At 70.6% G+C, this 25,421-nt stretch carries 29 protein-coding genes; 11 read left to right on the forward strand and 18 right to left on the reverse strand.

Translation table 11 applies throughout. From position 1 onward, the window contains the following. Positions 1-8 precede the first annotated feature (8 nt). Positions 9-1,577: an RNA polymerase factor sigma-54 gene (gene rpoN, locus ASF39_RS00885; RefSeq protein ID WP_082494274.1), complete on the reverse strand. Its 1,569-nt coding sequence runs from the start codon at positions 1,575-1,577 to the stop codon at positions 9-11. A gap of 655 nt (positions 1,578-2,232) precedes the next feature. Here rpoN and ASF39_RS00890 point away from each other — a divergent pair. Beyond that, positions 2,233-3,189 (forward strand): CatB-related O-acetyltransferase, encoded by a 957-nt coding sequence (locus ASF39_RS00890; protein ID WP_082494275.1) that lies wholly within the window; start codon positions 2,233-2,235, stop codon positions 3,187-3,189. Positions 3,190-3,338: 149 nt separating this feature from the next. Here ASF39_RS00890 and lptB read toward each other — a convergent pair whose 3' ends face one another. The 5 genes from lptB to ASF39_RS00915 all read right to left on the reverse strand — a co-directional run bounded on the left by lptB (position 3,339) and on the right by ASF39_RS00915 (position 6,990). Then, entirely contained in the window at positions 3,339-4,184 is an 846-nt protein-coding gene (gene lptB / locus ASF39_RS00895; protein WP_056281088.1) for an LPS export ABC transporter ATP-binding protein, read from the reverse strand. 47 nt (positions 4,185-4,231) lie between these two features. After that, the gene (locus tag ASF39_RS00900; RefSeq protein WP_056280386.1) at positions 4,232-4,939 is read right to left on the reverse strand and encodes an LptA/OstA family protein; all 708 of its coding nucleotides are present in this window, start codon (positions 4,937-4,939) and stop codon (positions 4,232-4,234) included. Continuing rightward, a complete protein-coding gene (locus ASF39_RS00905; RefSeq protein ID WP_056280394.1) occupies positions 4,936-5,682 on the reverse strand; it encodes a hypothetical protein in 747 nt (248 codons plus the stop codon). Before ASF39_RS00905 ends, ASF39_RS00900 begins: the two co-directional genes overlap by 4 nt. 198 nt (positions 5,683-5,880) lie before the next feature. Beyond that, positions 5,881-6,507, reverse strand: coding sequence for a ribonuclease D (locus ASF39_RS00910; RefSeq protein ID WP_056280397.1), 627 nt, complete (start codon positions 6,505-6,507; stop codon positions 5,881-5,883). 102 nt (positions 6,508-6,609) lie between these two features. Then, entirely contained in the window at positions 6,610-6,990 is a 381-nt protein-coding gene (locus ASF39_RS00915; RefSeq protein ID WP_056280400.1) for a helix-hairpin-helix domain-containing protein, read from the reverse strand. Positions 6,991-7,263: 273 nt separating this feature from the next. On the opposite strand from ASF39_RS00915, the gene rpmF reads away from it, so the two are divergent. Next, positions 7,264-7,452: a 50S ribosomal protein L32 gene (gene rpmF, locus ASF39_RS00920; RefSeq protein WP_003601373.1), complete on the forward strand. Its 189-nt coding sequence runs from the start codon at positions 7,264-7,266 to the stop codon at positions 7,450-7,452. Positions 7,453-7,850: 398 nt separating this feature from the next. On the opposite strand, the gene phaR is transcribed toward rpmF, so the two are convergent. The 3 genes from phaR to ASF39_RS00935 all read right to left on the reverse strand — a co-directional run bounded on the left by phaR (position 7,851) and on the right by ASF39_RS00935 (position 9,892). Next, on the reverse strand, positions 7,851-8,498 hold the full coding sequence (phaR, locus tag ASF39_RS00925) for a polyhydroxyalkanoate synthesis repressor PhaR (protein ID WP_055879064.1): 648 nt from the start codon (positions 8,496-8,498) through the stop codon (positions 7,851-7,853). 157 nt (positions 8,499-8,655) lie between these two features. Then, the gene (locus ASF39_RS00930) at positions 8,656-9,372 is read right to left on the reverse strand and encodes a cytochrome c biogenesis protein CcdA (protein WP_055879067.1); all 717 of its coding nucleotides are present in this window, start codon (positions 9,370-9,372) and stop codon (positions 8,656-8,658) included. Between the two features lie 115 nt (positions 9,373-9,487). Beyond that, on the reverse strand, positions 9,488-9,892 hold the full coding sequence (locus ASF39_RS00935) for a thioredoxin family protein (RefSeq protein WP_244472223.1): 405 nt from the start codon (positions 9,890-9,892) through the stop codon (positions 9,488-9,490). Between the two features lie 292 nt (positions 9,893-10,184). Between ASF39_RS00935 and ASF39_RS00940 the strand changes: the two genes are divergently transcribed. Next, positions 10,185-10,385, forward strand: a complete 201-nt coding sequence (locus ASF39_RS00940) for a hypothetical protein (protein ID WP_156648254.1) — start codon at positions 10,185-10,187, stop codon at positions 10,383-10,385. A 115-nt stretch (positions 10,386-10,500) separates the two neighbouring features. On the opposite strand, the gene ASF39_RS00945 is transcribed toward ASF39_RS00940, so the two are convergent. From ASF39_RS00945 to ASF39_RS00965, 5 genes are all read right to left on the reverse strand, one after another. Beyond that, positions 10,501-11,091: a DNA-3-methyladenine glycosylase gene (locus ASF39_RS00945; RefSeq protein ID WP_056280403.1), complete on the reverse strand. Its 591-nt coding sequence runs from the start codon at positions 11,089-11,091 to the stop codon at positions 10,501-10,503. Beyond that, the gene (gene rnhA / locus ASF39_RS00950; protein WP_056280408.1) at positions 11,088-11,762 is read right to left on the reverse strand and encodes a ribonuclease HI; all 675 of its coding nucleotides are present in this window, start codon (positions 11,760-11,762) and stop codon (positions 11,088-11,090) included. Before rnhA ends, ASF39_RS00945 begins: the two co-directional genes overlap by 4 nt. Before the next feature lie 100 nt (positions 11,763-11,862). Beyond that, the gene (locus tag ASF39_RS00955) at positions 11,863-12,468 is read right to left on the reverse strand and encodes an urea carboxylase-associated family protein (RefSeq protein ID WP_056280411.1); all 606 of its coding nucleotides are present in this window, start codon (positions 12,466-12,468) and stop codon (positions 11,863-11,865) included. Continuing rightward, complete coding sequence (gntA, locus tag ASF39_RS00960; RefSeq protein WP_056280414.1) at positions 12,458-13,195, reverse strand: guanitoxin biosynthesis heme-dependent pre-guanitoxin N-hydroxylase GntA; 738 nt, start codon at positions 13,193-13,195, stop codon at positions 12,458-12,460. The genes ASF39_RS00955 and gntA overlap by 11 nt, the downstream gene beginning before the upstream one ends. Before the next feature lie 152 nt (positions 13,196-13,347). Continuing rightward, positions 13,348-14,775, reverse strand: a complete 1,428-nt coding sequence (locus ASF39_RS00965; protein WP_156648262.1) for a PLP-dependent aminotransferase family protein — start codon at positions 14,773-14,775, stop codon at positions 13,348-13,350. A gap of 356 nt (positions 14,776-15,131) precedes the next feature. Here ASF39_RS00965 and ASF39_RS00970 point away from each other — a divergent pair, with 356 nt between their 5' ends. From ASF39_RS00970 to ASF39_RS01005, 8 genes are all read left to right on the forward strand, one after another. Next, positions 15,132-15,614 carry an MSMEG_0572/Sll0783 family nitrogen starvation response protein gene (locus tag ASF39_RS00970; RefSeq protein WP_055881039.1) on the forward strand — a complete coding sequence of 161 codons (483 nt, stop codon included), beginning with the start codon at positions 15,132-15,134 and terminating at the stop codon, positions 15,612-15,614. Between the two features lie 76 nt (positions 15,615-15,690). Then, a complete protein-coding gene (locus tag ASF39_RS00975) occupies positions 15,691-16,809 on the forward strand; it encodes a Nit6803 family nitrilase (protein WP_056280417.1) in 1,119 nt (372 codons plus the stop codon). Beyond that, positions 16,754-17,842, forward strand: coding sequence for an MSMEG_0568 family radical SAM protein (locus ASF39_RS00980; RefSeq protein WP_056281091.1), 1,089 nt, complete (start codon positions 16,754-16,756; stop codon positions 17,840-17,842). The genes ASF39_RS00975 and ASF39_RS00980 overlap by 56 nt, the downstream gene beginning before the upstream one ends. A 5-nt stretch (positions 17,843-17,847) precedes the next feature. Beyond that, positions 17,848-18,408, forward strand: a complete 561-nt coding sequence (locus ASF39_RS00985; protein ID WP_056280421.1) for an MSMEG_0567/Sll0786 family nitrogen starvation N-acetyltransferase — start codon at positions 17,848-17,850, stop codon at positions 18,406-18,408. Continuing rightward, on the forward strand, positions 18,405-19,388 hold the full coding sequence (locus ASF39_RS00990; protein ID WP_056280424.1) for a sll0787 family AIR synthase-like protein: 984 nt from the start codon (positions 18,405-18,407) through the stop codon (positions 19,386-19,388). The genes ASF39_RS00985 and ASF39_RS00990 overlap by 4 nt, the downstream gene beginning before the upstream one ends. Before the next feature lie 18 nt (positions 19,389-19,406). Further along, positions 19,407-20,588, forward strand: coding sequence for an MSMEG_0565 family glycosyltransferase (locus tag ASF39_RS00995; protein ID WP_056280427.1), 1,182 nt, complete (start codon positions 19,407-19,409; stop codon positions 20,586-20,588). Positions 20,589-20,599: 11 nt separating this feature from the next. Next, positions 20,600-20,881 carry an MSMEG_0570 family nitrogen starvation response protein gene (locus ASF39_RS01000; protein WP_056280431.1) on the forward strand — a complete coding sequence of 94 codons (282 nt, stop codon included), beginning with the start codon at positions 20,600-20,602 and terminating at the stop codon, positions 20,879-20,881. A 37-nt stretch (positions 20,882-20,918) separates the two neighbouring features. Then, on the forward strand, positions 20,919-22,202 hold the full coding sequence (locus tag ASF39_RS01005; RefSeq protein WP_056280434.1) for an MSMEG_0569 family flavin-dependent oxidoreductase: 1,284 nt from the start codon (positions 20,919-20,921) through the stop codon (positions 22,200-22,202). Positions 22,203-22,311: 109 nt separating this feature from the next. On the opposite strand, the gene ASF39_RS01010 is transcribed toward ASF39_RS01005, so the two are convergent. The 4 genes from ASF39_RS01010 to ASF39_RS21795 all read right to left on the reverse strand — a co-directional run bounded on the left by ASF39_RS01010 (position 22,312) and on the right by ASF39_RS21795 (position 25,386). Continuing rightward, positions 22,312-22,881 carry a hypothetical protein gene (locus tag ASF39_RS01010; RefSeq protein WP_056280438.1) on the reverse strand — a complete coding sequence of 190 codons (570 nt, stop codon included), beginning with the start codon at positions 22,879-22,881 and terminating at the stop codon, positions 22,312-22,314. An 80-nt stretch (positions 22,882-22,961) separates the two neighbouring features. Further along, entirely contained in the window at positions 22,962-24,080 is a 1,119-nt protein-coding gene (locus ASF39_RS01015) for a hypothetical protein (protein WP_056280441.1), read from the reverse strand. A 133-nt stretch (positions 24,081-24,213) separates the two neighbouring features. Next, positions 24,214-24,837, reverse strand: coding sequence for an adenylyl-sulfate kinase (gene cysC / locus ASF39_RS01020; RefSeq protein ID WP_055879108.1), 624 nt, complete (start codon positions 24,835-24,837; stop codon positions 24,214-24,216). A gap of 165 nt (positions 24,838-25,002) precedes the next feature. Further along, positions 25,003-25,386: a hypothetical protein gene (locus tag ASF39_RS21795; protein ID WP_200938128.1), complete on the reverse strand. Its 384-nt coding sequence runs from the start codon at positions 25,384-25,386 to the stop codon at positions 25,003-25,005. Positions 25,387-25,421: the final 35 nt, after the last annotated feature.

Genomic DNA, 25,421 nt, shown 5'->3' on the forward strand with positions numbered 1-25,421 from the left:
CTCTCGCGTCACCGGGCGTAGGCGAAATGCTCGCGCCGTCGCTCGATCGAGGAGGGAATCCGCAACGACTCCCGGTACTTCGCCACGGTGCGCCGGGCGATGTCGATGCCCTCGTCGCGCAGCTTCTGGACCAGGGCGTCGTCGGAGAGCACGTCGCCGGGGGCCTCGCCGTCCACGAGCTGCTTGATGCGGTGGCGCACGGCTTCCGACGAATGGGCCGCGGTGCCCGCCGCCCCCGGGATCGCGGCGGTAAAGAAGTACTTCATCTCGAGGGTGCCGCGGCTGGTCCCGATCGACTTGTTCGAGGTCACCCGCGACACGGTCGATTCGTGCATGCCGATCGCCTCGGCGACCGTCTTGAGGTTGAGCGGGCGCAGGTGCGCCACCCCGTGCAGGAAGAACGCGTCCTGCTGGCGCACGATCTCGGAGGCGACCTTGAGGATGGTGCGGGCGCGCTGCTCGAGACTGCGGGTGAGCCAGTTGGCGGTCTGCAGGCATTCGGACAGGAACGCCTTGTCCCCGTCCGCCTTCGCGCCGCGCGAGACCCGGGCGTAGTAGCTCTGGTTGACCAACACCCGGGGCAGCGCCTCGGCGTTCAGCTCCACCAGCCACGACCCGTCCGGGGCGGCCCGCACGAACACGTCGGGGATCAACACCTCCACCGCCCGCGAGCCGAAGGCGCGGCCGGGCTTGGGATCGAGGCGGCGCAACTCGGCCAGCATCTCGACGAGGTCCTCGTCGTCGACACCGCACAGGCGCCGCAGGCTCGCGAAGTCGCGCTTGGCCACGAGGTCGAGGCGCGAGACAAGGGCCTGCATCGCCGGGTCGAACCGATCCTTGTCGCGCAGCTGGATGCTCAGGCACTCGGCGAGATCGCGGGCGGCGATGCCCGGCGGGTCGAAGGTCTGGATCAGCTTGAGGACGCGGGCGACCGTGTCGAGGCCGGTGCCGAGCCGCTCGGCGACCTCGTCGATCTCTTCGCGCAGGTAGCCCGCGTCGTCCACCGCGTCGATCAGGAAGCCGGCGACGAGGCGGTCCACCGGATCCTTCGTGGCGAGGTCGAGCTGCGCCACGAGGTGGTCGCGCAGGGACATCTCGGAGGTCAGCGTCGCCTCAAAGTCGGGGGCGTCGCCGTCGAAGCTGCCGCCGGTGTTGCCATAGGGCGCCGGGGTCAGGGAGAGCATGTCGCCCCCGGCGGGGGCTTCGCGCCCGAGGCTCGGGGCGTCGTCGGAGAACACGTTGTCGAGGCGGGTGTCGAGGTCGCTCTCGATCTGGGCCTGGCTGGCACCGAGCTCGGTGGCGATCCACGGCTCGGTCTCGCCGCCCTCGAACCCGTCGCCGCCGAACCCCTCCGCCGGCTCCGCACCGGGGGCCTCGGGCACCGCATCGGCGCCGCGCCGCTCCGGGTCGGCTTCGCCCTCGACACGCTCCAGCAGCGGGTTGCGTTCCAGCTCGGCGTCGACGTAGGCGGCCAGATCGAGCTGCGAGAGTTGAAGGAGCTTGATCGCCTGGAGAAGCTGTGGCGTCATCACCAGGGCCTGGCCCTGGCGCATTTCCAGCCGTTGCAGCAGACTCATCGCTTGGCCCCGAACCCCGTGAAGACCACGATCCGACAGGCCGCGTTAACCGCGTCCGGCTGCCGGCATCATTCTTGCTTCCTTTAGTCCGTGACAGGTCTAGCGCCATCGCGGCGGCAGGTCAAAGCACCTGTACGGGCATGGTGCCGAGCGATGGTCGCAAACGGTTTATGACTGTGGATGCGACGCCAGTCCTCGCATCGACGCGCCTTGCATAGGCGGTGCCTCAGATAGAATCGCTCCGGTCGTCACACCGATAGTCCACGCGAGGATCGCGCAAGAGGGCTCAGTAAGCGGCGACCAAAGCCGCCCCCAGCGCCCACCTTAAGCCTGTCGTACGGTGAATAGGTCTTTTTCCGTTTAGATCGCATAAACAAATCTGGTAAATTTAAGATTGTGTAGATTTGATATTCATCGTTTTATATTACTCAACGCCATCTCGATTGGCTGATTACACGCCACTTGAGCGTCATCGCAATCGAATCTGGCCGCATTCGTCGCGGCCCTGCGTCCTACGGATTAAAGAGCGTGGCGGATGCCGTCCGTCCGTCCATGGTCGATCGTGGACATTCGTACGATGAAAGGGCATTCATCAACGCATATTTCCGTCGGGAGTTAATCGTTGAAAGCCCGTTTAAACCTAGCCATCAAGTCGATGCGTCAGCGCCTGCTCAGGGAAGATGTAGGGACCGTCCACGCGCAGCAAACAGGCATCGTACCATCCAATCGAGAAGACGCGGTACCCGCTCGAATTCGGAACGAAATGCCTCCCGCCCAATCCGAAGGCATCGGTCTTGTCCAGGCGGAAATCGCCGACCCGGCGAAATCAGCCGGTATCGTCGCCGCTCAATCGACGCCCCCCACACTCGTACATGGGCGCTATCTACTGACTGCAGATCTAAAGAATAGGCTTCGCGAACGCGGCGTCGAAACCTCTCATGGGCCCGGCGGCATGTGGATTCCGCAGGAAGCGGGCTTCGAGGGACCGTGCAGTCTCAAGTGGATGGATTTGTACGGCTTTCTGAAGATGGGGGCGTTCAGCTACGCCGTCAGCGGACACTACAACAACGTGGAGATCGGACGTTACACCTCGATCGGGGACGACGTTCAGATGGGCCGCGGCGATCATTCGATCAGTTGGATCAGCACAAGCCCGCACTTCTACCTGAATGAAAAGCTTTTCGATGTCGGCCATGACTTCGCCGGTGCGGCCGAGTACGACACCTTCCGGCCCGACACTACCGGCGCTCAAGGCTTCGTCATGGGGAGCCGGATCACCGTGGGACACGATGTCTGGATCGGGCACCGGGCCTATATCCGGCAGGGCATCACCATCGGTACGGGTGCCATCATCGGAGCCTATGCGGTGGTGACCCGGGACGTTCCGCCCTATGCCGTCATGGTCGGAAACCCCGCCCGCGCCGTCCGCTTTCGGTTTCCCGAGCCTCTTGTCGCGCGACTGCTGGCGAGCCGCTGGTGGACCCTGGCGCCCTGGCAGCTGACGGGTATCGACCTGTCTCGACCAGAGGTGTCGATCGATGCCCTGGAGCGCCGGGTCGCGGAGAGTGAGCCCTTCGCGCCGAGCGTGTTCCGGGTTACCGATCTGCTGTAAAGCAGCCGATCCCAGCGCCTGAAGATCGCATCGTGCGACCGTGGCCATCCGAAAGTTCGACGGCGGGAGATCGGGGTGTCGGTCCGATCAGACCCCGCGGCTCGCAGAGAAGCCCGGCGGGTGGTGGATTTTCGCCGGCCTGACCCCGATCAGAGCCGGAAATCCTCGCCGAGGTACAACCGCCGCGCATCCTCGTTGGCGACGATCTCCTCGGGCGTTCCTTCGGTGAGGATGCGGCCGGAGTGGGCGATGTAGGCCCGGTCGATCAGGCCGAGGGTCTCGCGCACGTTGTGGTCGGTGATCAGGACGCCGATGCCGCGCTGCTTGAGATGCTTGACGAGGTCCTGGATGTCGCCGACCGCGATGGGGTCGATGCCGGCGAAGGGTTCGTCGAGGAGCATGAACGTCGGGGAGGAGGCCAGGGCGCGGGCGATCTCGCAGCGCCGCCGCTCGCCGCCGGAGAGGGCGATGGAGGGCGACTTGCGCAGGCGCGCGATGTCGAACTCCTCGAGGAGCGAATCGAGCTTGCGGTCGCGTTCCTTGCGGTCGGGCTCCACCATCTCGAGGACCGCGCGGATGTTGTCCTCGACGGAGAGGCCGCGGAAGATCGAGGCCTCCTGCGGCAGGTAGCCGATGCCGAGGCGCGCGCGCTGATACATCGGCAGATGGGTGATCGGCAGGCCGTCGAGGCTGATCGAGCCGCGATCGGCCGAGACGAGCCCGGTGATCATGTAGAAGATCGTGGTCTTGCCGGCCCCGTTGGGGCCGAGCAGGCCCACGGCCTCGCCGTTGCGCACGGTGAGGCCGGCCTCGTGGACGACGGTGCGCGCGCCGTAGCTCTTGCGCAGGCCGCGCACCGAGAGGATGCCGGGGCCGCCGCCGTCCTCGGAGGGGCCGTCGGCCACGACCGCCTCGGCCCCGTGGTCGGAGGGCTTGCGGCGACCCAGCAGGCGGCCGAACAGGGAGGGACCGCGGGCGGCCGCGACCCGGCCCATGAGGCGGGAGGGCACCGCCTCGACGGAGGACGACGGCAGGGCCGCGCTCAATTCGCCTGGGCCCGGGGCTTGCCGGCCGCGGCCGGCGTCGCGCAGCCCTTGGCGCCCTTGGGGCCGTCTTCCCGCTGCGGCACGAACAGCGCCGAGACGCGACCGCCCGCCACCGGGTCCATGTTCGCGCGGCCGGTGGACATGTCGTAGACGAGGCGGGAGCCGCGGGTGACGTTCTGGCACTGGCTCAGCACGACGTTGCCGGTGAGCACGATGCGCTTGGCCTCCTGGTCGAACACCGCGCTGTCGCCGGTGGCGACCTGGTCCTTCTGCACCACCGTCACCGGCCCGGCGCATTCGACCCGCTGGATGCCGTTCTCGCCCATGGCGCCAACGGGTTTCGGGGCCTCGCCTTCGGGCGATTCGGCCTTCTCGCCCTTCTCCTTGCCGCGCTTGTAGCGCACGGTCATGGTCGAGCAGCGGATGGTGCTGTCACCCTGCACCGCCACCACGTTGCCGGCGAACACCGCCTTGTTCTCGCGGTCGAACACGTCGAGGCGGTCGGCGTCGATCTTGATCGGCTCCTTGCCGCCGCCGAGCGCACCGACGGCACCGCCGCGATCCTTGTCCTTCTTGGGCTGCGCCGCCGTCGCGGACGCGGCGGGAGCGGCCGCCTGCGCCAGGACCGCGCCGACCGAGAGGAATACGAGCACGGCCCCGAGGGGGAGCGCGGCCGCGATCGCGCGTCCCGTCGCCCGCGTCATGGCCGCTCTCCGTCGGCCGCCGCGACGGCTTCCGTCGTGCGGATGCGAAGGCCGGCGGCATCGGCCTTGCGCGGCGCTTCGGCGGCATGAAACTCGGTACGGACGTTGCCGACGAACGAGATCACCCGGCCGTTGTCGACCACGTCGAGGCTGTCGGCCACCACCGACCCGCTCGGGACCGTCACCGTCACGGTCTCGTGCGAGGCGATGCTGCCGGTCTTGAAGTCGACCGCCGCGGACTTCAGCCGGACCTCTTCGCCCTTGTCCGTCCACAGGCGGATGTCCCGGTCGAGGGTGAGGGATTCCTTGGCGGTGTCGAACAGGCCGGTGGCGGCCTCGATATGGGCGAGTCCGCCCTTGTCGTCGGTGTCGAGGCGGCCCTTCATGGCCTGCAGCTCGATGAGGGTCGGCTTGCGCACGTCCTGCAGGGCGGCGTCGGCGGTGACCTCGTAGCCGCGCGTGCCTTTGCGATAGCCGGACAGCCGCGGGCTCTCCATCTTGACCTTCGTGCCCGAGAGGCTGACCGGGCCGATGGTCACCCCAGGCGCGATATGGCCGAAGGGATTGAACAGGGTGACGGCGGCGAGCGAGCCCAGCGACAGGATCGCCGCGGCCGGGATCAGCACGCGCAGGCGGCGCACGCGGGCGCTGTGGTTGCGCGCACGGGCATGGGCGCGGGTACGCGAGGCGTTGCCGCCAGCCCCCGTCAGCCCCGTCGTCCCGATGGCCTCGAGCCCCTGCATGGATGTCCTGAGAAAACCGGCGCGGATGCCCCCCGCGATACCGGGCGGGTCCCGGCCGGCCGCGGATGCGCGCGGCCCATGGCGAAGTTATGACCTCCTCGTTGAGGAATGATCAATGGCCGGCGCCGGCAGGAGCGCGAGGGCCGCACTCGATGTGCGGCGGCGCACCCGATCAAAGGTCCGACTACGCAGGTCCCGTCATGTATGCGCGAAGATGTCGGTCTCCGGCCAGCCGGCGAGGTCGAGGCGCGCGCGGGTCGGCAGGAAGGCGAAGCAGTGGCGCGCCAGCTCGGTCCGTCCCTCGCGGGCCAGCATGGCGTCGAGCCGCGCGCGGGCGGCGTGGAGGTAGAGCACGTCGGAGGCCGCGTAATCGACCTGCGCCTGGCTCAGGGTCTCCGCGCCCCAATCGGAGGATTGCTGCTGCTTGGAGAGATCGACGCCGACGAGTTCGCGGACGACGTCCTTGAGACCGTGACGGTCGGTGTAGGTGCGGGCGAGCTTCGAGGCGATCTTGGTGCAATAGACGGGGGCGGGCATCACGCCGAGCGCCTGGAACAGGACCGCGAGATCGAACCGCCCGAAGTGGAAGATCTTCAGGACGTCGGGGTCGGCGAGCACGCCCGCGAGCACGACCGGGGTCGGACCGCCCGGCACGATCTGGACTACGTCGGCCTCGCCGTCGCCGCGGGAGACCTGCACGACGCAGAGTCGGTCCCGCTGCGGGTTGAGGCCCAGGGTCTCGGTATCGATGGCGATGGAGGGGCCCGGCCGATAGCCGGAGGGCAGGTCGCCGCGGTGGAGGCGGGTGATCGGCGGGGGCGGCATCGGGAGGGGTCTGACCTCGGTTCCGGCCGGCGGCTGCAGCCATGGGCGCGCCTAACATCCCACCGGGGGGCGGACAAGACCGGCTCGTCCGCCCGAACCGCGTCACTTCTGCTTGGCGATGACCTTGTCCTTGATGCCGGCATAGACGCTCTCGGAAAGGATCTTCTTGGAGACCAGCTCGTCCTTGCCCTTGTAGGGGCGGCCCTTGACGATCGCCTCGGAACGGGCGGCGCCGATGCCGGGCAGCGCGTCGAGTTCGGCGGCGGTGGCGCTGTTGAGGTCGATCAGGGCGTGCTTGCCCGCATCGTGCTTGCCTGCATCTTGCTTGGCGACCTCGGGTGCGACGGGCGCCTTCGGCGGGGCGACGGGGGCCACCGTCGGTGCGGTCGGGGCCGGCGCGGAGGGGGTCTGCGACTGCGCCAGGGCGGGGGCCGCCACGAGGCATGACAGGACGGTGAGGGTACGCAGAAGCGAGGACGTCATGGGGTTTCTCCCGAAGCGACGACGCAAGCGCGCTGCCGCGCCGTCCGTGGACGATAAGGGATCCCCGCGGTTGAACCGTCGCTTAACGCCGACGATGGCTGCGGTTGAGCGAACGGACGGCGGACGGCCACCGACCGAACGGCCGGGCCTAGCCAGCGGCCCCGCGCCACGCTATAGGCTGGCGACGAATCTTCTTTCGAAGACGGTGCTGCGGCTTTTCTCTCCCGGAGGGGAAGGCGCCCGGGCACCCTTTTGCCGTAGCAGGACCCGACCATGGCCGTTCCGAAGCGTAAAACCTCTCCCTCGCGGCGCGGCATGCGCCGGTCCGCCGACGCCCTCAAGGCCCCGACCTACGTCGAGGACAAGGACTCGGGCGAGCTGCGCCGTCCGCACCACATCGACCTGAAGACCGGCATGTACCGGGGCCGTCAGGTCCTCAAGGTGAAGTCGGCCGAGGCCTGAGGCGCGAAACGCCCGTCGCGCCACCGCGACGGGTTTCGGTTGCCGTTCGTTATCGTGAAAGCCGCATCCGCGCCGCTTCGGCGTAGCAGGATGCGGCTTTTTGCGTTCTGTCGCCCCGCGACGGCCTGAGGCCCGGGTCGGCGCTGACGATGAGCTGGGCGAGGAAGCCCGCGAGCGGCCGGCCGCGCGGCGGCCGCTGTGCCGCGCTCGACCCACCCTGGACGACCAGGGCGCCGGTTCGTGCCGGTTCGGAACGTCGATCTGTCTCAGGCTGCCACATCGCATCCGCCTTCCGCGTGAATGCGGTGGGATGCGCAAGGCTTGGGCCGCCGTTAACCTTTCGTCAACCTTTCGCGCGGACGGCCTCGCCGCGCGAGCCGCCGGACCGGGCGACGACCCTACTTCTTGGCAAGGTCTTCCAGGCGCGACTGCATCTCGGCCATCTGCCGCTTGAGATCGTCGAGGTCGCTGGCCTGGGCGGGCGTTGCCGCCTGGACGGCGGGCACCTGGGCCCCGGACACCTGGCCCCCGGACACCTGGGCGGCGCCGCCGGGCAGCTTGTTCATCCCCGAGAGCGGGCCGGTGCCGAAGGCCGTGAACATCTTCATGGCATCGCCGAAGAAGCTCATATTGGCCCGCACCTGCTCTTCCATGGCGTTCTGGAACACGCTCGGGGCGAAGCTCTGGGTCATCTTCTCGCGCAGGCCCTGCTTGTCGCTGGCGAAGTTCGCCATCGAGAACTCCAGGAAGCTCGGCACCATGGTGCGCATGCTGTCGCCGTAGAAGCGGATGAGCTGGCGCAGGAACGCCACGGGCAGGAGGTTGTCCTCGCCGGCCTTGTTCTCCTGCTCGAAGATGATCTGCGTCAGCACCGAGCGCGTGATGTCGTCGCCGCTGCGGGCGTCGTAGACGAGGAAGTCCTCGCCCCCCTGCACCATCCCCGCAAGGTCTTCGAGGGTCACATAGGTCGAGGTGCCGGTGTGGTAGAGACGCCGGTTGGCGTATTTCTTGATGACCGTGTGATGGGCCTTGCCGTTTTCCGCCATCTGCGGTCTCTCCCGACGCAATCTCTCCCCGGCCCGGTCGCGGGTGACCGGCATGGATGCGTGTCCTGTCCGAGACCTTAAGGCTTTCGTGTGGCGACGAAAACAGCAATTTGTCGCCCATCCCCGCAGAATAGTGCCGGACGCGAAAGCGGCGGCCTCAGAACCGGGTGGTCAGGGCGGTCAGCCAATCCGGCGAGGCGGCCACGAGGGCGGCCTCGAGGCGCTTGTCGAGGCCGAGCAGGATGGCGCCGGCCGTGACCGCGAGGACGAGGCCGAGGGCGGCCTTGAGCCCCCTGCCCGCCGCCATCATCCGGTTGCGCCAGGCCATCATCACCTCGCGCGAGATGAGGCCGAGCAGGAGGAGCGGCACGGCCGCCCCCAGTCCGAACGACAGCATGGTGAGGGCGACGAGGCCGAGGTCCCGCCCCTGCGCCGCCAGCAGCGAGGCGGCGCCGAGCGTCGGGCCGACGCAGGGGCTCCAGACGGCACCGAGCAGCAGCCCGACGCCGAACTGTCCCGACAGGCCCGTCGTCGAGAGGCCGCCGAAGCGGGCCTGCGCACGGTCGCTCACCGGCCCGGCCGCCACCGCGAGCCGGGTCTGGGCGGCGGGCACCATCAGCACCAGCCCGACGAGGAGCATCAGCACCGCCGCGACGGTGCGGAAGACGTCCGTGTCGAGGCCGAGGGAAAAGCCGACCAGCGCGACGAACAGCCCGATCCCCGTGAAGGTCACGGCGAGACCGGCCGCGAGTGCCACGGGGCCGTAGCGATGCTCGGTGGCCGCCGCCCCCAGCACGAGCGGCAGCAGCGGCAGCACGCAGGGCGAGAGGATGGAGAGGCAGCCGGCGAGGAAGGCGAGACCGAGGGTGCCCATGGCAGCGTCGGCCCTAAACAGGCACGCGTGGGTCGCCCCACGAATGCCTGTTTAGATCTCCTTGATAGGGCATCATTTTCTCCTGCGAACCGCAGACCATTTCGCAGAGTGATGCTTAGAGGACCTTCTCCAGCAGGCCCTCGATCCATTCGGGCTGGGTCTCGCCCACGGAGCGGCCGGTCTCCGTCGCGCCCTTGAAGACGATCAGGGTGCTCTGCATGCGCGCGTCGAAGCGGCGCAACACGTCCTTCTGGCTGTCGAAGTCGACGTCGAAGATCCGCAGGTCCTTGAAGCGCGGATCGCGGCCGAGCTTGGCCAGGACGGCCTTCTGCGACCGGCAGATCGGGCACCACGGCGCGCTCACCTCCACGAGGATCGGCTTGCCGGCCGCCTGGGCGGCGGCGAAGGCCTCGGGCGTGAAGCGCACGCTCTCGGCGGCAAAAGCCGGCCCGCCCGGGAGGGCGGAAAGAAGGGCAAGGGCGAGGAGCGAGCGGCGCAGCATCGGGAACGGCCTTGTCATGACGAGGGCGGGGGCCCGTGAAACGGTGGTTCCGGGCGGTCGGCGGGCCCGCCGGCCAGCCAGTCTCCGGCATCGCGGCAAGTCACCTCGCTGGACCGTTCGCGGCGGCTCACGGTAAGTTACATACGCCCTGGCGCCGCATCCGTCTGCGACCGGGGCCGGCGTCTCCCGTCACGGCTGCGTGCGTGGCCGCACCTGCGGGTTCCCGCGCCATCGCCCGGAAACATCCGGGCAATACGGACCGGCCATCGTTTCCCGACTGCAACGGCCGAGCCCGGAACGAGCCATGACCATGACGCCTCTCCTTCAACGCCTGGGATTCGTCCTGATCGGCGTCGGCCTGGTGATGGGGCCGATCGCCGACCCGCTGCATGTGGCCGTCGCCCACGGGACCGCGGTCCTGCTGTTGGGTGCGGCCAGCCTGTCGGGCCTGATCGTCGCCGGCCGCACGCGCCGGGTCGCGACAGCGGCGGGATCGCCGGCCCGACGCTGAAACCGGCACCTCATCCCATTTCCGGGTGATCACTTCGTGATGCGGAAATGGGCTTCGCTCAGGCGCCGCGCGGGCTCGGTGATAGGGTTCCCGCTTGATTCAAGCAGAAACCCTATCAGGCCGCACCGTCGCCGAATGGCACACGGAAGCGGGACGGCGGCCGGCTCACGAAGCGCGAGCCTTCGGCGAGGAACCGCCACGGCCGTTCCACCGCCCGGCTGATGCCGATGCGGCGGTCGGCGACCACGCGGACCGGCGTCGGGGACCCGAGCAGGTGAAAACCGTCGTTGTCGAGGGGGCGGGCGTCGAAGGCGCCGGTGATGCCCAGCGCCTGGGTCAGGCGGCCCGGCCCGGCGCAAAGGAGACGCAGGGCCGACAGGCCGCGCCGGGCTTCCATCGCCGCGATGCCGGCGCGCGGCTCGAGGGCCCGGATCAGGACCGCGCTGCCCGGCTCGCACACGAGGTTCAGGCACCAGTGCAGGCCGTACGAGCGGTAGACGTAGGCGTGGCCCGGCGGGCCGAACATCGCGGCGTTGCGCCGGGTCTGCCCGTTGACGCTGTGCGAGGCGGGATCGGTGCGGTCGTAGGCCTCGGTCTCGACGACGATGCCGCCCACCCCCTCCACCGACAGCAGGCAGCCGACGAGATCGGCGGCGACCGTGACGACGGGCCGGTCGAAGAAGGCTGGCCCGAGGGGTGCGGTCACGGCCCCTTGGCGCCGGCGGCCCTGGCGCGGGCGATGCCCTCGGGCCCGAGCTCCAGGGCGAGCCGCACCGCATCCTCGACGAAGGCCCGCGGCGTCACCCCCGCGAGCTTGCAGCGCCGGGAGATCTCCAGACCGAGCCCGGCGTCGATCGCCACCGGCGTCGTGCGCGGCTCGCGCGGGGGCGCCGCCTCGGCCGGCGCGGCGGCGGCGGGCAACACCGGCGCCAGCGGTTCGACGGCGAGGCCCAGGGCCTCGCGCCGGCCCCGGGTGGCGAGGCGGTCGGCACGCTCGTTTCCGTCCTCGCCGGCATGGCCGCGCACCCAGGTCCAACGCACGTCGCGCCTGGCCGCCAGCGCATCGAGCTGCTGCATCAGGTCGATGTTCTTGACCGGCCCGGTGGCGGTGCGCCAGCCGCGGGCCTTCCAGCCCTTCATCCACTCGGTGACGGATTTGACGACGTACTGGCTGTCGCAGCGCATCTCGATCGCGGCACCCTCGGGGAAGTGCTCCAGCGCCCGGATCGCGGCGGTGAGCTCCATGCGGTTGTTGGTGGTGCCGCGCTCGCCGCCGCACAGTTCGACCGGCCCGTCGGGGCCGGCGATGACGACGCCCCAGCCGCCGGGGCCGGGGTTGGGATCGCAGCCGCCGTCGGCATAGACGATGGTTCGCATGGGTAAGACATCGACCTGTTGGGCGCTTCGCGTCTGCGCAGGGCGTCGCCCTTAGCACGGACGGACGAGCGCGACAGGCCATCGGCCGCGCCGCCCCCGGTCAGGCCGCCCGTTCGATCTCGTAGCGGATCGGCTTGAAGGCGTAGTTGTTCGACTGCAGCGCCGAACACGCGGTGAGGCCGATGACGAGGTCGGTCTCGGCCAGGAACGTCACGCTGTCGCCCGCGCGGCTCAAGGGGGCCTCGACGCGCAGGGCCCCGGTCGTCCCGTCGACGACGACGTTCATGAACACGTTGAAGGCCACCGGGATGCGGTCGGGCGCGATGCCGTAGGGCGCGAGCGCCGCCGCGAGGTTGCCGAAGCAGCCGCGGTGGGGCGCCTCGTCGCCGTAGATGATCCGGAAGGTGTCGGCCGAGCACGGCGTCAGCAGGAAGTCGTGGCGCCCGACGGTGTCCTCGACGATGCGCAGGAGCACGGTCGAGCGGTTGGAGTAGATCGGGTCGCCGGTGGTCAGGTAGATGCGGCTGGCGTAGTCGAGGGTGCGCCCGGAGGAGATCACCTCGTCGAGGTCGGCGCGGGCGAAGGCCAGCAGGTCGGCGACCTGCTCGCCCTCCGGGTCGATCACCCGCAGCCGGTCACCCTTGTCGAGGGTGAAGGCGGTGCCGGAGCGGGGCGGGATCTCGCCGCGGACGGTTTCACGCGGCATCTCGGCCCCCCTTGGCACGCTCGTCGGCCCCGGACGTGGCCCGACCCGAGATATCTCTGCCCTTGAACGGGCACTCCCAATCCTCGCCCACCGCGCGCCCGCTGTACTGCCGGGCCTCCGAGGCCTCGCCGTGGCGGGCGATCATCGGGTTCATCGAGCCGGCGAGAGCCACGTCCCGCGACAGGATCGAGGAGCGCAGGGTCTCGTAGCGGCCCTCCTGGCGCAGCTGCTCGAACTGGGCGCGCAGGTTGAAGACGATGACCGGCCGCGAGAACCGCCGGGCCGGGCGGCTGGCGCCCGGATGCAGGCCGACGAGGAAGACCGCCTCGCCACCGAAGGAAAGCGAGAAATGCGGGTTCTCGGGGTCGGGATCGACGCTGGCGTCGTAGCGCTGCCCGAGGAAGCCGTCCTTGTCGGAGAGCGATTGGGCGCGGGCCCAGAGATGCCGCTCGAACGCCTCCTCGGAGGTCGCGTCGGGCCCCTCGAAGATCACCGCGAAACTCTGGAACAGGTCCGGCCGCGCCCGGTACCGGCAGATGAAGGCGAGAAGGGCGGGGTAGATCCGCATGTCGTCCCAGCCGGAGGCGATGTCCCGGGCCACGAGGATCCGCAACTGCCCCCGCGCGATCGCCGATTTGGCACCGACGCAGGGAAAATCCGGCGCCTTGATGAACGCCCGCAATTCGACCGCGAGGGGATGCTCGCCGTCGTTGGTGGGGATCGTCATCGCGGACGTTGGCAGAACGCAGGAACGCAGGTGGTCCATGGTGGAACGGGTCGCTCGTCGTTGGCTGTCGGGAGTCGCCAACCGGGGGAGGCGAGCGATGTTCCGACGCCGCGTCGGTGCGGCACAGGCCGGGTAGGCCATGGCAAGACCGCTCAGATATAAGCCGAGGCGAGCGCCGGCGATCGGCCCAGCGCGTGGGCGATGACCTCCAGGGACTGGGCGATCTCATCCCGGCCGGCGATGCCGCCGAGGCAGATCCGCACCGCCTCGGGCGGCGGCCCCAGCGCCGTGAAGGCGTCGCTCGTCACGGTGCCGAGGCCGGCGGACCGGGCCTGGCTGGCGAAGGCCGAGCGCGTCCAGCCCTCGGGCAGCGACAGCCAGAGATGGAAGCCCTCGGGATCGGCGGTGACGCCCTCCCCCGGCAGGATGGCGGCGGCGATGGCCTGGCGGGCCCGGGATTCGGCCCGCACGAACGCCAGGACGGCGGCGGCCGTCCCGTCCTCGATCCAGCGGGTGGCGAGCGCCGCGGTGATCGGCGAGGCCATCACCGTCGCGGCGCGCAGGGCGGCGGTGAGCGGCAGGGCGGCCCGGGCGCTCGGGGCCAGGACGTAGGCGAGGCGCAGGCCGGCCCCGAGGCACTTCGAGAGGCCGGCCACATGGTAGGTGATCTCGGGGGCCAGCGCGTAGAAGCTCGGCGGCGGCGCCTCCGGCACGAAGCCGTAGGCGTCGTCCTCGACGATGGCGACGTCGTAGCGCCGGGCCACGGTCACGATCGCCTCCCGCCGCTCGCGGGTGATCGTGCGCGTCGTCGGGTTCTGCAGGATCGGGTTGAGGTAGAGCGCCTTGGGGGCGAGCCGGGTGCAGACCGCCGCGAAGGCATCCGCGTCGATGCCGTGCGCATCCATCGGCAGGCCGGCGACCTTGAGGCCCTGGTGGGCGGCCAGCGCCCGCAGGCCGGGGTAGGTGAGCGCCTCGGCGCAGATGGTGTCGCCGGGCCTGGCGACGAGGCCGAGGATCGCGGCGAGCGCCGCATGCGCGCCGGGGCAGAGCAGCAGCCGGTCGCGCGGCGCGACCATGCCGCGCTGGGCGAGCCAGGCCGCGGCGGCCTCCTTGTCCTCGAGGGTGCCGCCGAACCCCTGGTAGCGCAGCAGGTTGGGCAGGTCGTGCGAGACCGCCTCCAGCCCCGCCTGCATCCGCGCGAGCAGGGCCGGGTCGTCGGGCTCGGGCGGCAGGTTCATCGTGAAGTCGACGGGGCCGAGGCGGCGCTGGCTCGCCTCCCGCCTTTGGCTCGGCGCGGCGGCGGGCCCGCGCACGAAGGTGCCCTGGCCGACCCGCGACTCGACGAGGCCGCGGCGCTGCGCCTCGACGTAGCCGCGCGCCACGGTGGTGAAGTTGAGGCCGAGACGCTGGGCCAGCACCCGTTGGGGCGGCAGGCGCCGGCCCGCCGCGAGCCGCCCGGTGCGGACGTCGTCGGCGATGGCCTCGACGAGGGCGAGATAATGCGGCTTGCCCCAGGGGCGCAGATCGGGCGTCCACGCTCCGGCGGCGGCTCCGGTGTCCGGTCGTGCGGTCCTGGTCATCCTGCTTGGTCCGGTCATCATGCGATCAATCATACATTGACCGGATCGCAATCGCCGTGCCGGCATGTCGACCCCATGGAACGACGACCGAACCGTTCGATTCATACAAGTATATCCGATGACAATCTCCGTGACAGTGCCACACGATGCAGCAGACGCCGTGTCGTTGTGCATCGCTGCCGAATCCGCGATCACGCCGCGTCCTCCGATATTGACCGGCCGATTGACCGCATTTCCCAAGGCACCATCGCCCGGACGCGACGACCGCGGCGGCTGGCACACGCCTTGCCACTCCCGGTGACGCCGCCGACTCGGCCGATGTCGCGGTCAAGACTGGTCTTCCGGGAGTGGAACCGATGCCCGCCGTCAGCGCCGAACACCACAAGAAGGGCGATTACTTCGTCGACTACGAGGAGAAGGTCTTCGAGGACGTGAAGGCCGAGCCGGGCCAGAAGGCGCTGGTGACCTTCCACACCGTCGCCTTCGAGGGCTCGATCGGCTTCGTGAACCTGCTCCAGGCGACCCGCCTGCTGCGCAAGGGCTTCGAGACCTCGGTTCTCCTCTACGGCCCCGGCGTGACGCTGGGCATCCAGCGCGGTTTCCCGACGCTGGGCGACGAGGCCTTCCCCGGCCACATGAACATGAACAACCAGATCGCCAAGTTCATCGCGGAGGGGGGCAAGGTCTACGCCTGCCGCTTCGCGCTCCAGGCCCTCTACGGCCACGGCGAGCCCTCGCTGATCGAGGGCATCCGCCCGATCGCCCCCACCGACGTCCTCGACCTCGTCCTGCTGCACAAGCGCGACAACGCGGTGGTGATCGACACCTGGACGGTCTGACGCGCGACCGAACCCTCCCCCGCAAAAAGGGGGAGGGACAGGCGCACCACGGAGCTCAATGCCGAGGACCCCACCCATGTCCGAACAACGCATCGTGCGGGCGGCGGCGGTCCAGATCGCCCCCGACCTCAACGATCCGGCCGCGACCCTGGACCGGGTGCTCGCGGCGATCGACGAGGCGGCGGGCAAGGGCGCGCGGTTCATCGTGTTCCCCGAGACCTTCGTGCCGTACTATCCGTACTTCTCGTTCATCGCCCCGCCGGCGGCGCAGGGGCCGGCGCACCTCAGGCTCTACGAGGGCGCGGTGACGGTGCCCGGCCCGGTGACGCAGGCGGTGTCGGCCGCGGCGCGCAAAGCCGGTGCGGTGATCGTGCTCGGGGTGAACGAGCGCGACCACGGCTCCCTCTACAACGCCCAGCTCGTCTTCGACGCCGACGGCGCGCTGCTGCTGAAACGCCGAAAGATCACGCCGACCTACCACGAGCGGATGGTCTGGGGTCAGGGCGACGGGGCCGGGCTGACCGTCGTGGAGACGGCGGTGGGCCGCGTCGGGGCGCTGGCCTGCTGGGAGCACTACAACCCGCTCGCCCGCTACGCGCTGATGGCCCAGCACGAGGAGATCCACGCGGCGCAATTTCCCGGATCGATGGTCGGCCAAGTCTTCGCCGACCAGATGGAGGTGACGATCCGCCACCACGCGCTGGAAGCCGGCGCCTTCGTCGTCAACGCCACCGGCTGGCTCAGGGACGACCAGATCGCCGCGATCTGCCCGGACGAAACCCTGCGCGGGGCGCTGCGGGGGGGCAACTGCACCGCCATCGTCTCGCCCGAGGGGCGGCACCTGGCGCCGCCCATGACGCAGGGCGAGGGCATCCTGATCGCCGACATGGACATGGCGCTGGTGACCAAGCGCAAGCGGATGATGGATTCGGTCGGGCACTACGCCCGCCCCGAACTGCTGAGCCTCAACCACGACGCCCGCCCCGCCCGCACCGTCGTCACCACCCGCGACGCGCCCCCTCACGACCGGAGCCAGACCCATGAGCGACAGTGCGATGAGCGACGGTTCGATGAGCGACAGCCCGCTTCTGACCACTCCGGCCATCCCGGCCGTCACCTGGGGCCTGCCCCATCCGGGCATGCCGACGGAGCGCCTGATCAACGCCTTGCAGTCGTTCGGGGTCAGGCTGGCTGACACCCGCCACGGCGTCGAGAGCCGGCGCGGCGGCGCGGGGCCGAGCGACCACAAGGCGCTGACCATCGCCGGCCGCACCGTGATGGTGCCGGTCCATACCGCCGGAGCCTTCGAATCACCCTACCTGGTGCGACGGCCGGACGCCGACGGGTCGAGCGCGATCGAGCACGACGGCGAGGTGATCGGCCGGGTGAGCTTTCCCGGCAAGCCGCGCTTCCATGCGCTGCAGACCCTCGACGGGGTGCCCTATTCGCAGATCGCGGTGCTGCACGGGCGCGACGTGCTCGCCACCACCGTGCTGCAGACCTGCATCCGCTACGCCAGCCGTACCAAGACCTGCCGGTTCTGCGCCATCGGCCAGTCGCTGGCAGCCGGCCGCACCGTCGCCCGCAAGAGCCCGCAGCAACTGGCGGAGGTCGCCCGCGCCGCCGTGCTGCTCGACGGCGTCAAGCACATGGTCATGACCACGGGCACGCCCAACGCCACCGACCGCGGCGCGGAGGTGCTCTGCGAGAGCGCCTTCGCCGTGAAGGCCGCCGTCGACCTGCCGATCCAGGCGCAATGCGAGCCCCCCGACGACGACCGCTGGTTCGAGCGGATGAAGGCCTCGGGCATCGATGCCCTCGGCATGCACCTCGAAGCGGTGACGCCGGAGGTGCGCGCCCGCATCATGCCCGGCAAGGCCGACGTCCCGCTCGAACGCTACGACGAGGCCTTCGCCGCCGCCGTGCCGGTGTTCGGCCGCGGCCAGGTCTCCACCTACATCCTGGCCGGTCTCGGAGACACCCGCGAGGCGGTTCTCGCCATGGCCGAGCGGCTGATCGCCATGGGCGTCTACCCCTTCGTGGTGCCGTTCGTGCCGATCTCGGGAACCCCGCTGGAGAGCCACCCCGCCCCCTCGCCGGCGTTCATGCACGACATCCTGCAGCCGCTCTCGCGGATGTTGGCGGCGGCCGGCCTGCGCTCCACCGACATCAAGGCCGGCTGCGGCCGCTGCGGCGCCTGCTCGGCGCTCTCGGCCTACGAGCGGTGAGCCCGATGTTCGAGCCGGTCCCGCCCTATCGGCCGAGCCACTTCCGCATCAAGTTCGCGACCTCGGACTGGGAGCGGGCCGGCACCGCCGCCCTGCGCCGGCGGGTCTTCTGCCAGGAGCAGGCGGTGTTTCCGGGCGACGATGCCGACGCCGTCGACGCCCGGGCGATCCCGATCTGCGCCCTCTCCACCCTCGGCGGCGAGGCCGATGCCGTTGTCGGCACCGTGCGCATCCACGCGGACACGCAGACCCCCGGCGAATGGTGGGGCTCGCGCCTGGCGGTGGCGGCAGACTACCGGCGGATCGGGGCGCTGGGGGCCGGGCTCATCCACGTGGCGGTGGCCTCCGCCCATGCGCGCGGCTGCACCCGCTTCCTCGCCCACGTCCAGGGCCGCAACGTCGCCCTGTTCGAGGCCCTGCACTGGGTCGCCCTCGACACCCTCGACCTTCACGGCCTGCCGCATGCTCTGATGCAGGCGGATCTGACCCGCTACCCGGCCATGGCCGACCCCGAGACCGGTCTCGTGACGCTGCTGCGGCGGGCGGGCGGCGGGGGACTTGGATGACCGTCGTGCCGACCCTCGCCGAGATCGCCCGCGGCATCCGCGAAGGCCGCGGCGTCGCCCACAAGCGCGACATCGACGCGGTGGTCGCGCGCCTGGGCCTCGGCGGCCGGGACGCGGCGGTGCCGCTGGGCGACGATTGCGCCGCGATCCCCGACGGCGACGGCTTCCTGCTCCTGGCCATCGAGGGCTTCATGGACGGCTTCGTCGCCGCGGACCCGTATTTCGCGGGCTTCTGCGGGGTGATGGTCAACGTGAGCGACATCGCGGCCATGGGCGGCCGGCCGATCGCGGTGGTGGACGCCCTGTGGAGCCGCGACCAGCCACAGGCCGAACCGATCCTGGCGGGCCTGCGGGCCGGGGCCGAGACCTACGGCGTGCCGGTGGTGGGCGGCCACACCAACGCCCGCGCCGGCGCCGAGCACCTCGCCGTGGCGATCCTCGGCCGGGCCGAGCGGCTCCTGACGAGCTTTGCCGCGAGACCCGGCGACCTCCTCGTCGCCGCCATCGACCTGCGGGGCCGGTTCCGGGAGCCGCATCCCTATTGGGACGCCGCCACCGGCGCCCCGCCCGGGCGCCTGCGCGCCGACGTCGGCCTGCTGGCGCAGATCGCCGAGGACGGCCTCGCGGAAGCGGGCAAGGACATCAGCATGGCCGGCGTCGTCGGCACCGCGCTGATGCTGCTCGAATGTTCGGGCGTCGGGGCGGCCATCGTCCTCGACCGCATCCCGCGCCCCCCCGACGTCCCCCTCGCCCGCTGGCTCACCGCCTTCCCTAGCTACGGCTACCTCCTGAGCGTGGCGCCCGACCGGCTCGGAGCCGTCCTCGACCGGTTCACGGCCCGCGGGATCGCGGCTTCCGCGATCGGCACGGTCGATGCGAGCCGGGTGGTGCGGATCGTCGCGGGCGAGGAGGAGGCCGTGGTCTGGGACTTCGCCGGCAGTCCCCTGATCGGCTGCGGCGGCATGAGCGCAGGATCATGAGCGCATGAGCATGAGCCCATGAGAGAGCGTCCGTTGCGCATCGCGATCCTCACCCATTCCACCAATCCGCGCGGGGGCGTGGTCCATGCGCTCTGCCTCGGCGAGGCGCTGACCGAACTCGGCCACGACGCGGTGGTGCATGCGCCCGATCCCGGCGGTCAGGGCTTCTTCCGCGCCGCCCGCTGTCGCACCGTCCCGGTGGCGGCCCGGCCCATGGCCGGTTCCACCGCCGAACTGGTGGGCGCGCGCATCGCCGACTACCAGCGCCACTTCGCCTCGCCCGCGGCCTGCGATTTCGACGTGTTCCACGCCCAGGACGCGATCAGCGGCAACGCGCTGACCACCCTGATGCGCCGCCGGCTGATCCCGGCCTTCGTGCGCACCGTGCACCACCTCGACCAGTTCGCCGAACCGCAGCTCGCCTATTGGCACGACCGCGCGATCTACGAAGCGACGACGCTGCTGTGCGTCAGCCGCCTGTGGCAGGAGACCCTCAAGCGCGACTACGGGCTCTGCGCCGACAGCGTCGGCAACGGCGTCGACACCAGCGCCTACGGTCCCGTCCCGAGCGAGCGCGACGCGGCCCTGCGTGCCGAATGGGGCATCGGGCCCGGACCGGTCTATCTCTCGGTGGGCGGGTTCGAGGAGCGCAAGAACGCCCTTCGCATCATCGAGGCCTTCGCCCGCGTCCGCGCCGACAGGCCGGAGGCGCAGCTCGTGGTGGTCGGCGGCGCCTCCCTCCTCGACCATGCCGGCTACCAGGCCCGGTGCCGGGCGGCCCTCGACCGGGCCGGGCTCGACGTCGGCGTGGGCCAGGCGGTGATCCGCACCGGCCCGGTGCCGCAGGAGGCGATGCCCGCGTTCTACCGCCTCGCCGACGCCCTGGTGTTCCCCTCCCTCAAGGAGGGGTTCGGCCTGAGCGTGCTGGAGGCGATGGCGAGCGGGACCCCGACCATCGTCGCCGATCTCGCCCCCTTCACCGAGTACCTGACGCCCGGCGACACCCTGTTCGTCGACCCCGAGGACGTGCCGGCCATCGCGACGGCGATGCTGGCGGTCCTCGCGCCCGATCTGCGCGCCCGCCTCGTCGCGGCGGGCCCCGGTATCGCCGGACGCCACTCCTGGCGCGCCTGCGCCGCCAAGCACGTGGCGGCCTACGCCACCTGCGGCGACCGCAAGCGCGCCCTTTCCGATGCGTGAGAGGCCAGACCATGCCCGAGATGCACTTCCACATCCGCTGGCCCGACGGCCGGCGCGAGGCCTGCTACTCGCCCTCCCTGGTCATCAAGGAGCACCTCACGGTCGGGCAGGCCTATCCCCTCGCCGAATTCGTGGCGCGCAGCCGCACCGCCCTCGTCATCGCCAGCGACCGGGTCGCGGCCCGCTACGGCTTTCCCTGCAGCCTCGCCATGAGCCAGCTCGCGCGCATCGAAGCCGGTGCCGGGTCGCAGGCGCCCGACGGCGACGTCCTCGTCGAGCGCTTCGAGGGCTGAAGGCGCCACCACGACCGACACTCCGAGGAGAGACCGCATGACCGAGACCCGAGCGGATTCCGCCGCGCGCCACCTCCCCGCGATCGTGGTCGGCGGCGGCCAGGCCGGGCTGTCGATGAGCCGTCAGCTCAAGGAGCGCGGCATCGAGCACCTGGTCTTCGAGAAGAGCGGCGTCGCCAGCGCCTGGAAGACCCAGCGCTGGGACAGCTTCTGCCTCGTCACCCCGAACTGGCAGTGCCGGCTACCGGGGTTCCCCTACGCGGGCGACGATCCCCACGGGTTCATGGGCAGGGACGAGATCGTCGCCTACATCGAAGCCTATGCCCGGTCGATCGAAGCGCCCCTGATGACCGGCGTCGGCGTGACCGCGGTCCGCCCCCGGCCGGAGGGCGGGTTCACCGTCGACACCGAGGCCGGCACCTATCGCGCCGACGCGGTGGTGATGGCGATCAGCGGCTACCACGCGCCAGCGATCCCGGCCTTCTCCGCCGGGCTGCCCGCCGACATCGCGCAGGTCCACTCCTCGGCCTACCGCAATCCGGCGCAGCTGCCGGCGGGCGCGGTGCTGGTGGTGGGCTCGGGCCAATCGGGCTGCCAGATCGCCGAGGACCTGCATCTGGCCGGGCGCCAAGTGCACCTCGTGGTCGGCAGCGCGCCGCGCTGTCCGCGCCGCTACCGTGGCCGCGACGCCGTCGATTGGCTGGCCGAGATGGGCCAGTACGATCTCTCGGTCGATGACCATCCCCTCGGGCAGGACGTGCGGCGCAAGGCCAACCACTACCTCACCGGCCGCGATGGCGGCCGCGACATCGACCTGCGCCGCTTCGCGCGCGACGGCATGGCCCTGCACGGGCGGCTCACCGGCATCGAGGGCGGCACCCTCCGCTTCGCTGACGACCTTGGGAAGAACCTCGACGGCGCCGACGCGGTCTACGTCGGCATCCAGGGGGCCATCGACCGGCACATCGCGGCCAAGGATATCGCCGCACCGGCAGAGGCGCATTACCGGCCGGTCTGGCAGCCTGCGGCGGCTCCCCGAACTCTCGATTGCGCGGCCGCCGGCATCGGCGCCGTGGTCTGGGCGACGGGGTTCCGCGCCGACTTCAGCTTCGTCGACGCCCCGGTCTTCGACGACCGCGGCCTGCCGGTCCACAGGCGCGGGGTCACCGCCGTGGAGGGCCTGTCCTTCGTCGGGCTGCCCTGGCTCCACACCTGGGGCTCGGGCCGCTTCTCCGGCATCGCCCGGGATACGGAGTACCTGGCCGAGCGGATCGCCGAGCGCCTGGTGCCCCGCGCGGTGGCGCTGTCGCTCGCGAGCTGACGAGGCTCCCGCTCGGATCGGTCGGCGACTGTATCCTGGAGCGCTTCTCGTCCCGCCGGCGCGTGCCTCGCGCATCGGGACGGTCACGGCCGAGCAGCGGCCGGCCCGGTCAGAGGACGGCCTCGATCAGCCCGAGGCCACGCGCCTCCTCGGCCTCGATGTACCAATTCGAGGGCGCGCGATCGAGCACCTCGTTCATGGTGACGCGCGAGCCCTTGATAAGGTGGGCGAAGCCCTCGTTCTGGATGGCGATGGAGGCTTCGATCTCGTGCAGGGCCGCCTTCACGGTGGCGACGCAGGTGGTGAGCGGCCCGTTGATCTTGAGCTCCTTCGAGAGCTTGCGCTCGTGGATCATCAGGCGCGTGCCGCGGGTGAGGTAGCGGTTGTGGCGCGCGAAGAAGCTCATGAAGGTGGTGCCGGCGGAGTAGATCGCGGCCTTGCCGAGGAAGGCGAACCGGCGCTCGGGGGCGATCTCGCTGTTGAAGCGGATGTCCTCGCCCATCATGCGCGCCACCTCCGGGTCGCCACCGAGTGTGGAGAGTTCGACCACCACGAGGGTCCGCTCGGCGGCGGCGTCGAGCTGGCGCCGGAACTGCCGGTACATGTCGTGGTCGACGGGGCCCGACAGCAGGACGGCCGGCGCATGGAAGGTGGTGTGGGGAAGCGGCGTGGTGTCCATCGTCATGTCCTCGCGGGGCGTCAGGGCGCGGTGCCAGCGCCGTCAACGGGCAAGGATCGCGCCCGATCCCGCGCGATCGGTCAGGTCACGCGCCAGCCGCGGGTGCGGACCAGCGGCGCCAGGCGGGTGGCCCCGTCCTCGAGCCGGTTCATGGCCTGGCACCACCACCGCGGCGGCCGGCGAAAGCCGTGGTGCGCCATGGTCCGGTCCATCAGCCAGGCGACGGCCTCCTCGGTTTCGGCCGGGATCGGCCGCCCGGCGAGCTCGTTCGGTTCGCGGTCCGTGGCGTCCCTGGCCACGGCCGCCCACGGCGCCCCCCAGACGCGCCGGGCGAAGCGGTCGTTGGTCGGGCCGTAATGCGCGTCGATGAGACGGAGCAGATCCGGGGCGTCGCCGAGGAAGGGAACCGGATCCCATCCCCTCGCCCAGGCGTGCTCGTCGATGAAATGGCCGATCGCGCGGGTATGGACGCGGGTCTGGCGGTGGACGCGCAAGCTGCGCAGGCGGCGGCTCGCCTCGACGGCGATCGGCCCGGGGGAGCGATTGCGCACGAGGCCGTGGTCGGCCGGGCCGATCAGGTCGCCGATCCGGTCGAAGAGACCGATGCCGGTCAGGACACGCTCCAGCAGGGACGCGTCCGAGCGGCGGTCGCGCAGGGGGATGGCGGTGATGCGCCCCTGCGCCGCCGCGACCCAGGGCTCCACCAGGGCATCGTAATCGAACCAGCCCGAGGGCCAGGCCCGCTCGGCGTAGGCGCGGAAGCCGCGCGTCTCGTGGATCAGCTGGGCGCGATGGCTGTAGACCGAGTTGAGCTGCTCGGACGGGGCCTTCACGACCACCGCGATCTCCATGGCGAAGCCATGCGCCGACAGGATGGAGGCAAGCAGCTCGGGCACGCCGAGACGCGGATGGTACTGGGCGAAGTTCTCGTACGACAGGATGACGGTGTCGGCCCGCGTCTCTGCCAACGTCCGCGCGAGAAGCGCCAGGCACTCGGCCCTCTCGTGGGCCGGCCGACGGCCCTCGAAGGTTTCGCCCAGAACCTGATGGTTGGGGGAGACCCAGGCGACGGAACGCGGCTTGATCTCGGGGTAGAGGATGCCGCGGGCCGGCAGGTGGGGCCTCAGGTGGGTGAGGACGACCTGCAGCGAGGTCGAGCCCGTGCGGGGCATCCCGATGTGAACGATTCCGCGGCGCATGAGGAGGTCGGGTCGTCCTTGGGTTCGGTGGCGAGGCCGCTCCGGTGAGCGAGGTACGGCGAACGCATTGAGTTGGGGCCATCGGTCGTGAGGCTTGGCCGCGATGGATTTGCGATGCGGATGGCGCGGTCGCTCAGGGGCCGCGGGGGCCCTCCCGCACCGTCGTCCACGCACTCAGCCCCAGGATCTCCGCGACGAGCGGGCCGGCCGATTCGGCCGCCGTGCAGCCCTGGGTCGCCAGCGTGAGGTCGGGATCGATGGGCGGCTCGTAGGGTGCCGAGATCCCGGTGAAGTCCTTGACCTGCCCCGCCCTGGCCCGCCGGTAGAGCCCCTTGGGGTCGCGGGCCTCGCAGACCGGCAGCGGCGTGCTCACGAAGACCTCGAGGAAGGGGATATCGCCCGCGATGCGCCGGGCGGTCTCGCGCTCCGCCCGCAGGGGCGAGATCAGGGACACGATGCAGACGAGGCCCGCCTCGGCCATCAGCGCCGCCGTCTCGGCCGCGCGGCGGACGTTCTCGTTGCGGTCCTGCGTGCTGAAGCCCAGATCGCGGTTGAGGCCGCTGCGGAGGTTGTCGCCGTCGAGCACCATGGTGTGGCGCCCGGCCACGGTCAGGGCGCGGTCGGCGGCGTTGGCGATGGTCGACTTGCCGGCACCGGACAACCCCGTGAACCACGCGATGACCGGCCTCTGACCGAGGCCGGACCAGCGATTCTCCCGCGGCTGCAGCACGGTCCAGGTGAGATCGTCGATCGACATTCCGCAAAAACCGAGGACAGAAAACCGAGGACAGGAAACCGAGGGTCAAGACGATCGAAGACTTGCCCCCTCCACCCTTAAGGTACGCCGGCGTGCGGCCACAAGGCACGTCGTGTATCCGATGGTTTCCGGCGGTTCGCGACGGCGGCTCTGCGAGGGACGGAGTCAGGCGACACGAGACCGGCTGGTCCCGTCCACCTTCGTACCGGCCTCCTTGGGGACGATGTCTTGGGCGCCGACGTCTTGGGCGACGATGTCTTGGGCGCCGATGTCTTGGGCGACGACGTCTTGCGGGACGACCGCGCCGCGGGCGGCGACATCGCGCAGGGCCGCCACCAGGGCATCCGTCCGGCGCTCCTCGTCATGCCCGTCGCGGCCGTTCCGGTCGACCGCATCGGCACCGTGGCGGGTCAGGTAGACGGCCGCCAGGAGGGCGCACAGGCTGCCGCCGAACGGGGCGCCGACCGCGGCGAGGGTGGCGCCGAAGGGCGACAGGATCGACGCCGTCGCGAGGCCGCCGCCGATGGCCGCAAACATCAACAGGAACATCGCGCGTCTCCGACTCGGCCGGCAGTGTGCCCGAC

The organism is Methylobacterium sp. Leaf108, from assembly GCF_001423265.1.
In the GTDB taxonomy this organism is placed as follows: domain Bacteria; phylum Pseudomonadota; class Alphaproteobacteria; order Rhizobiales; family Beijerinckiaceae; genus Methylobacterium.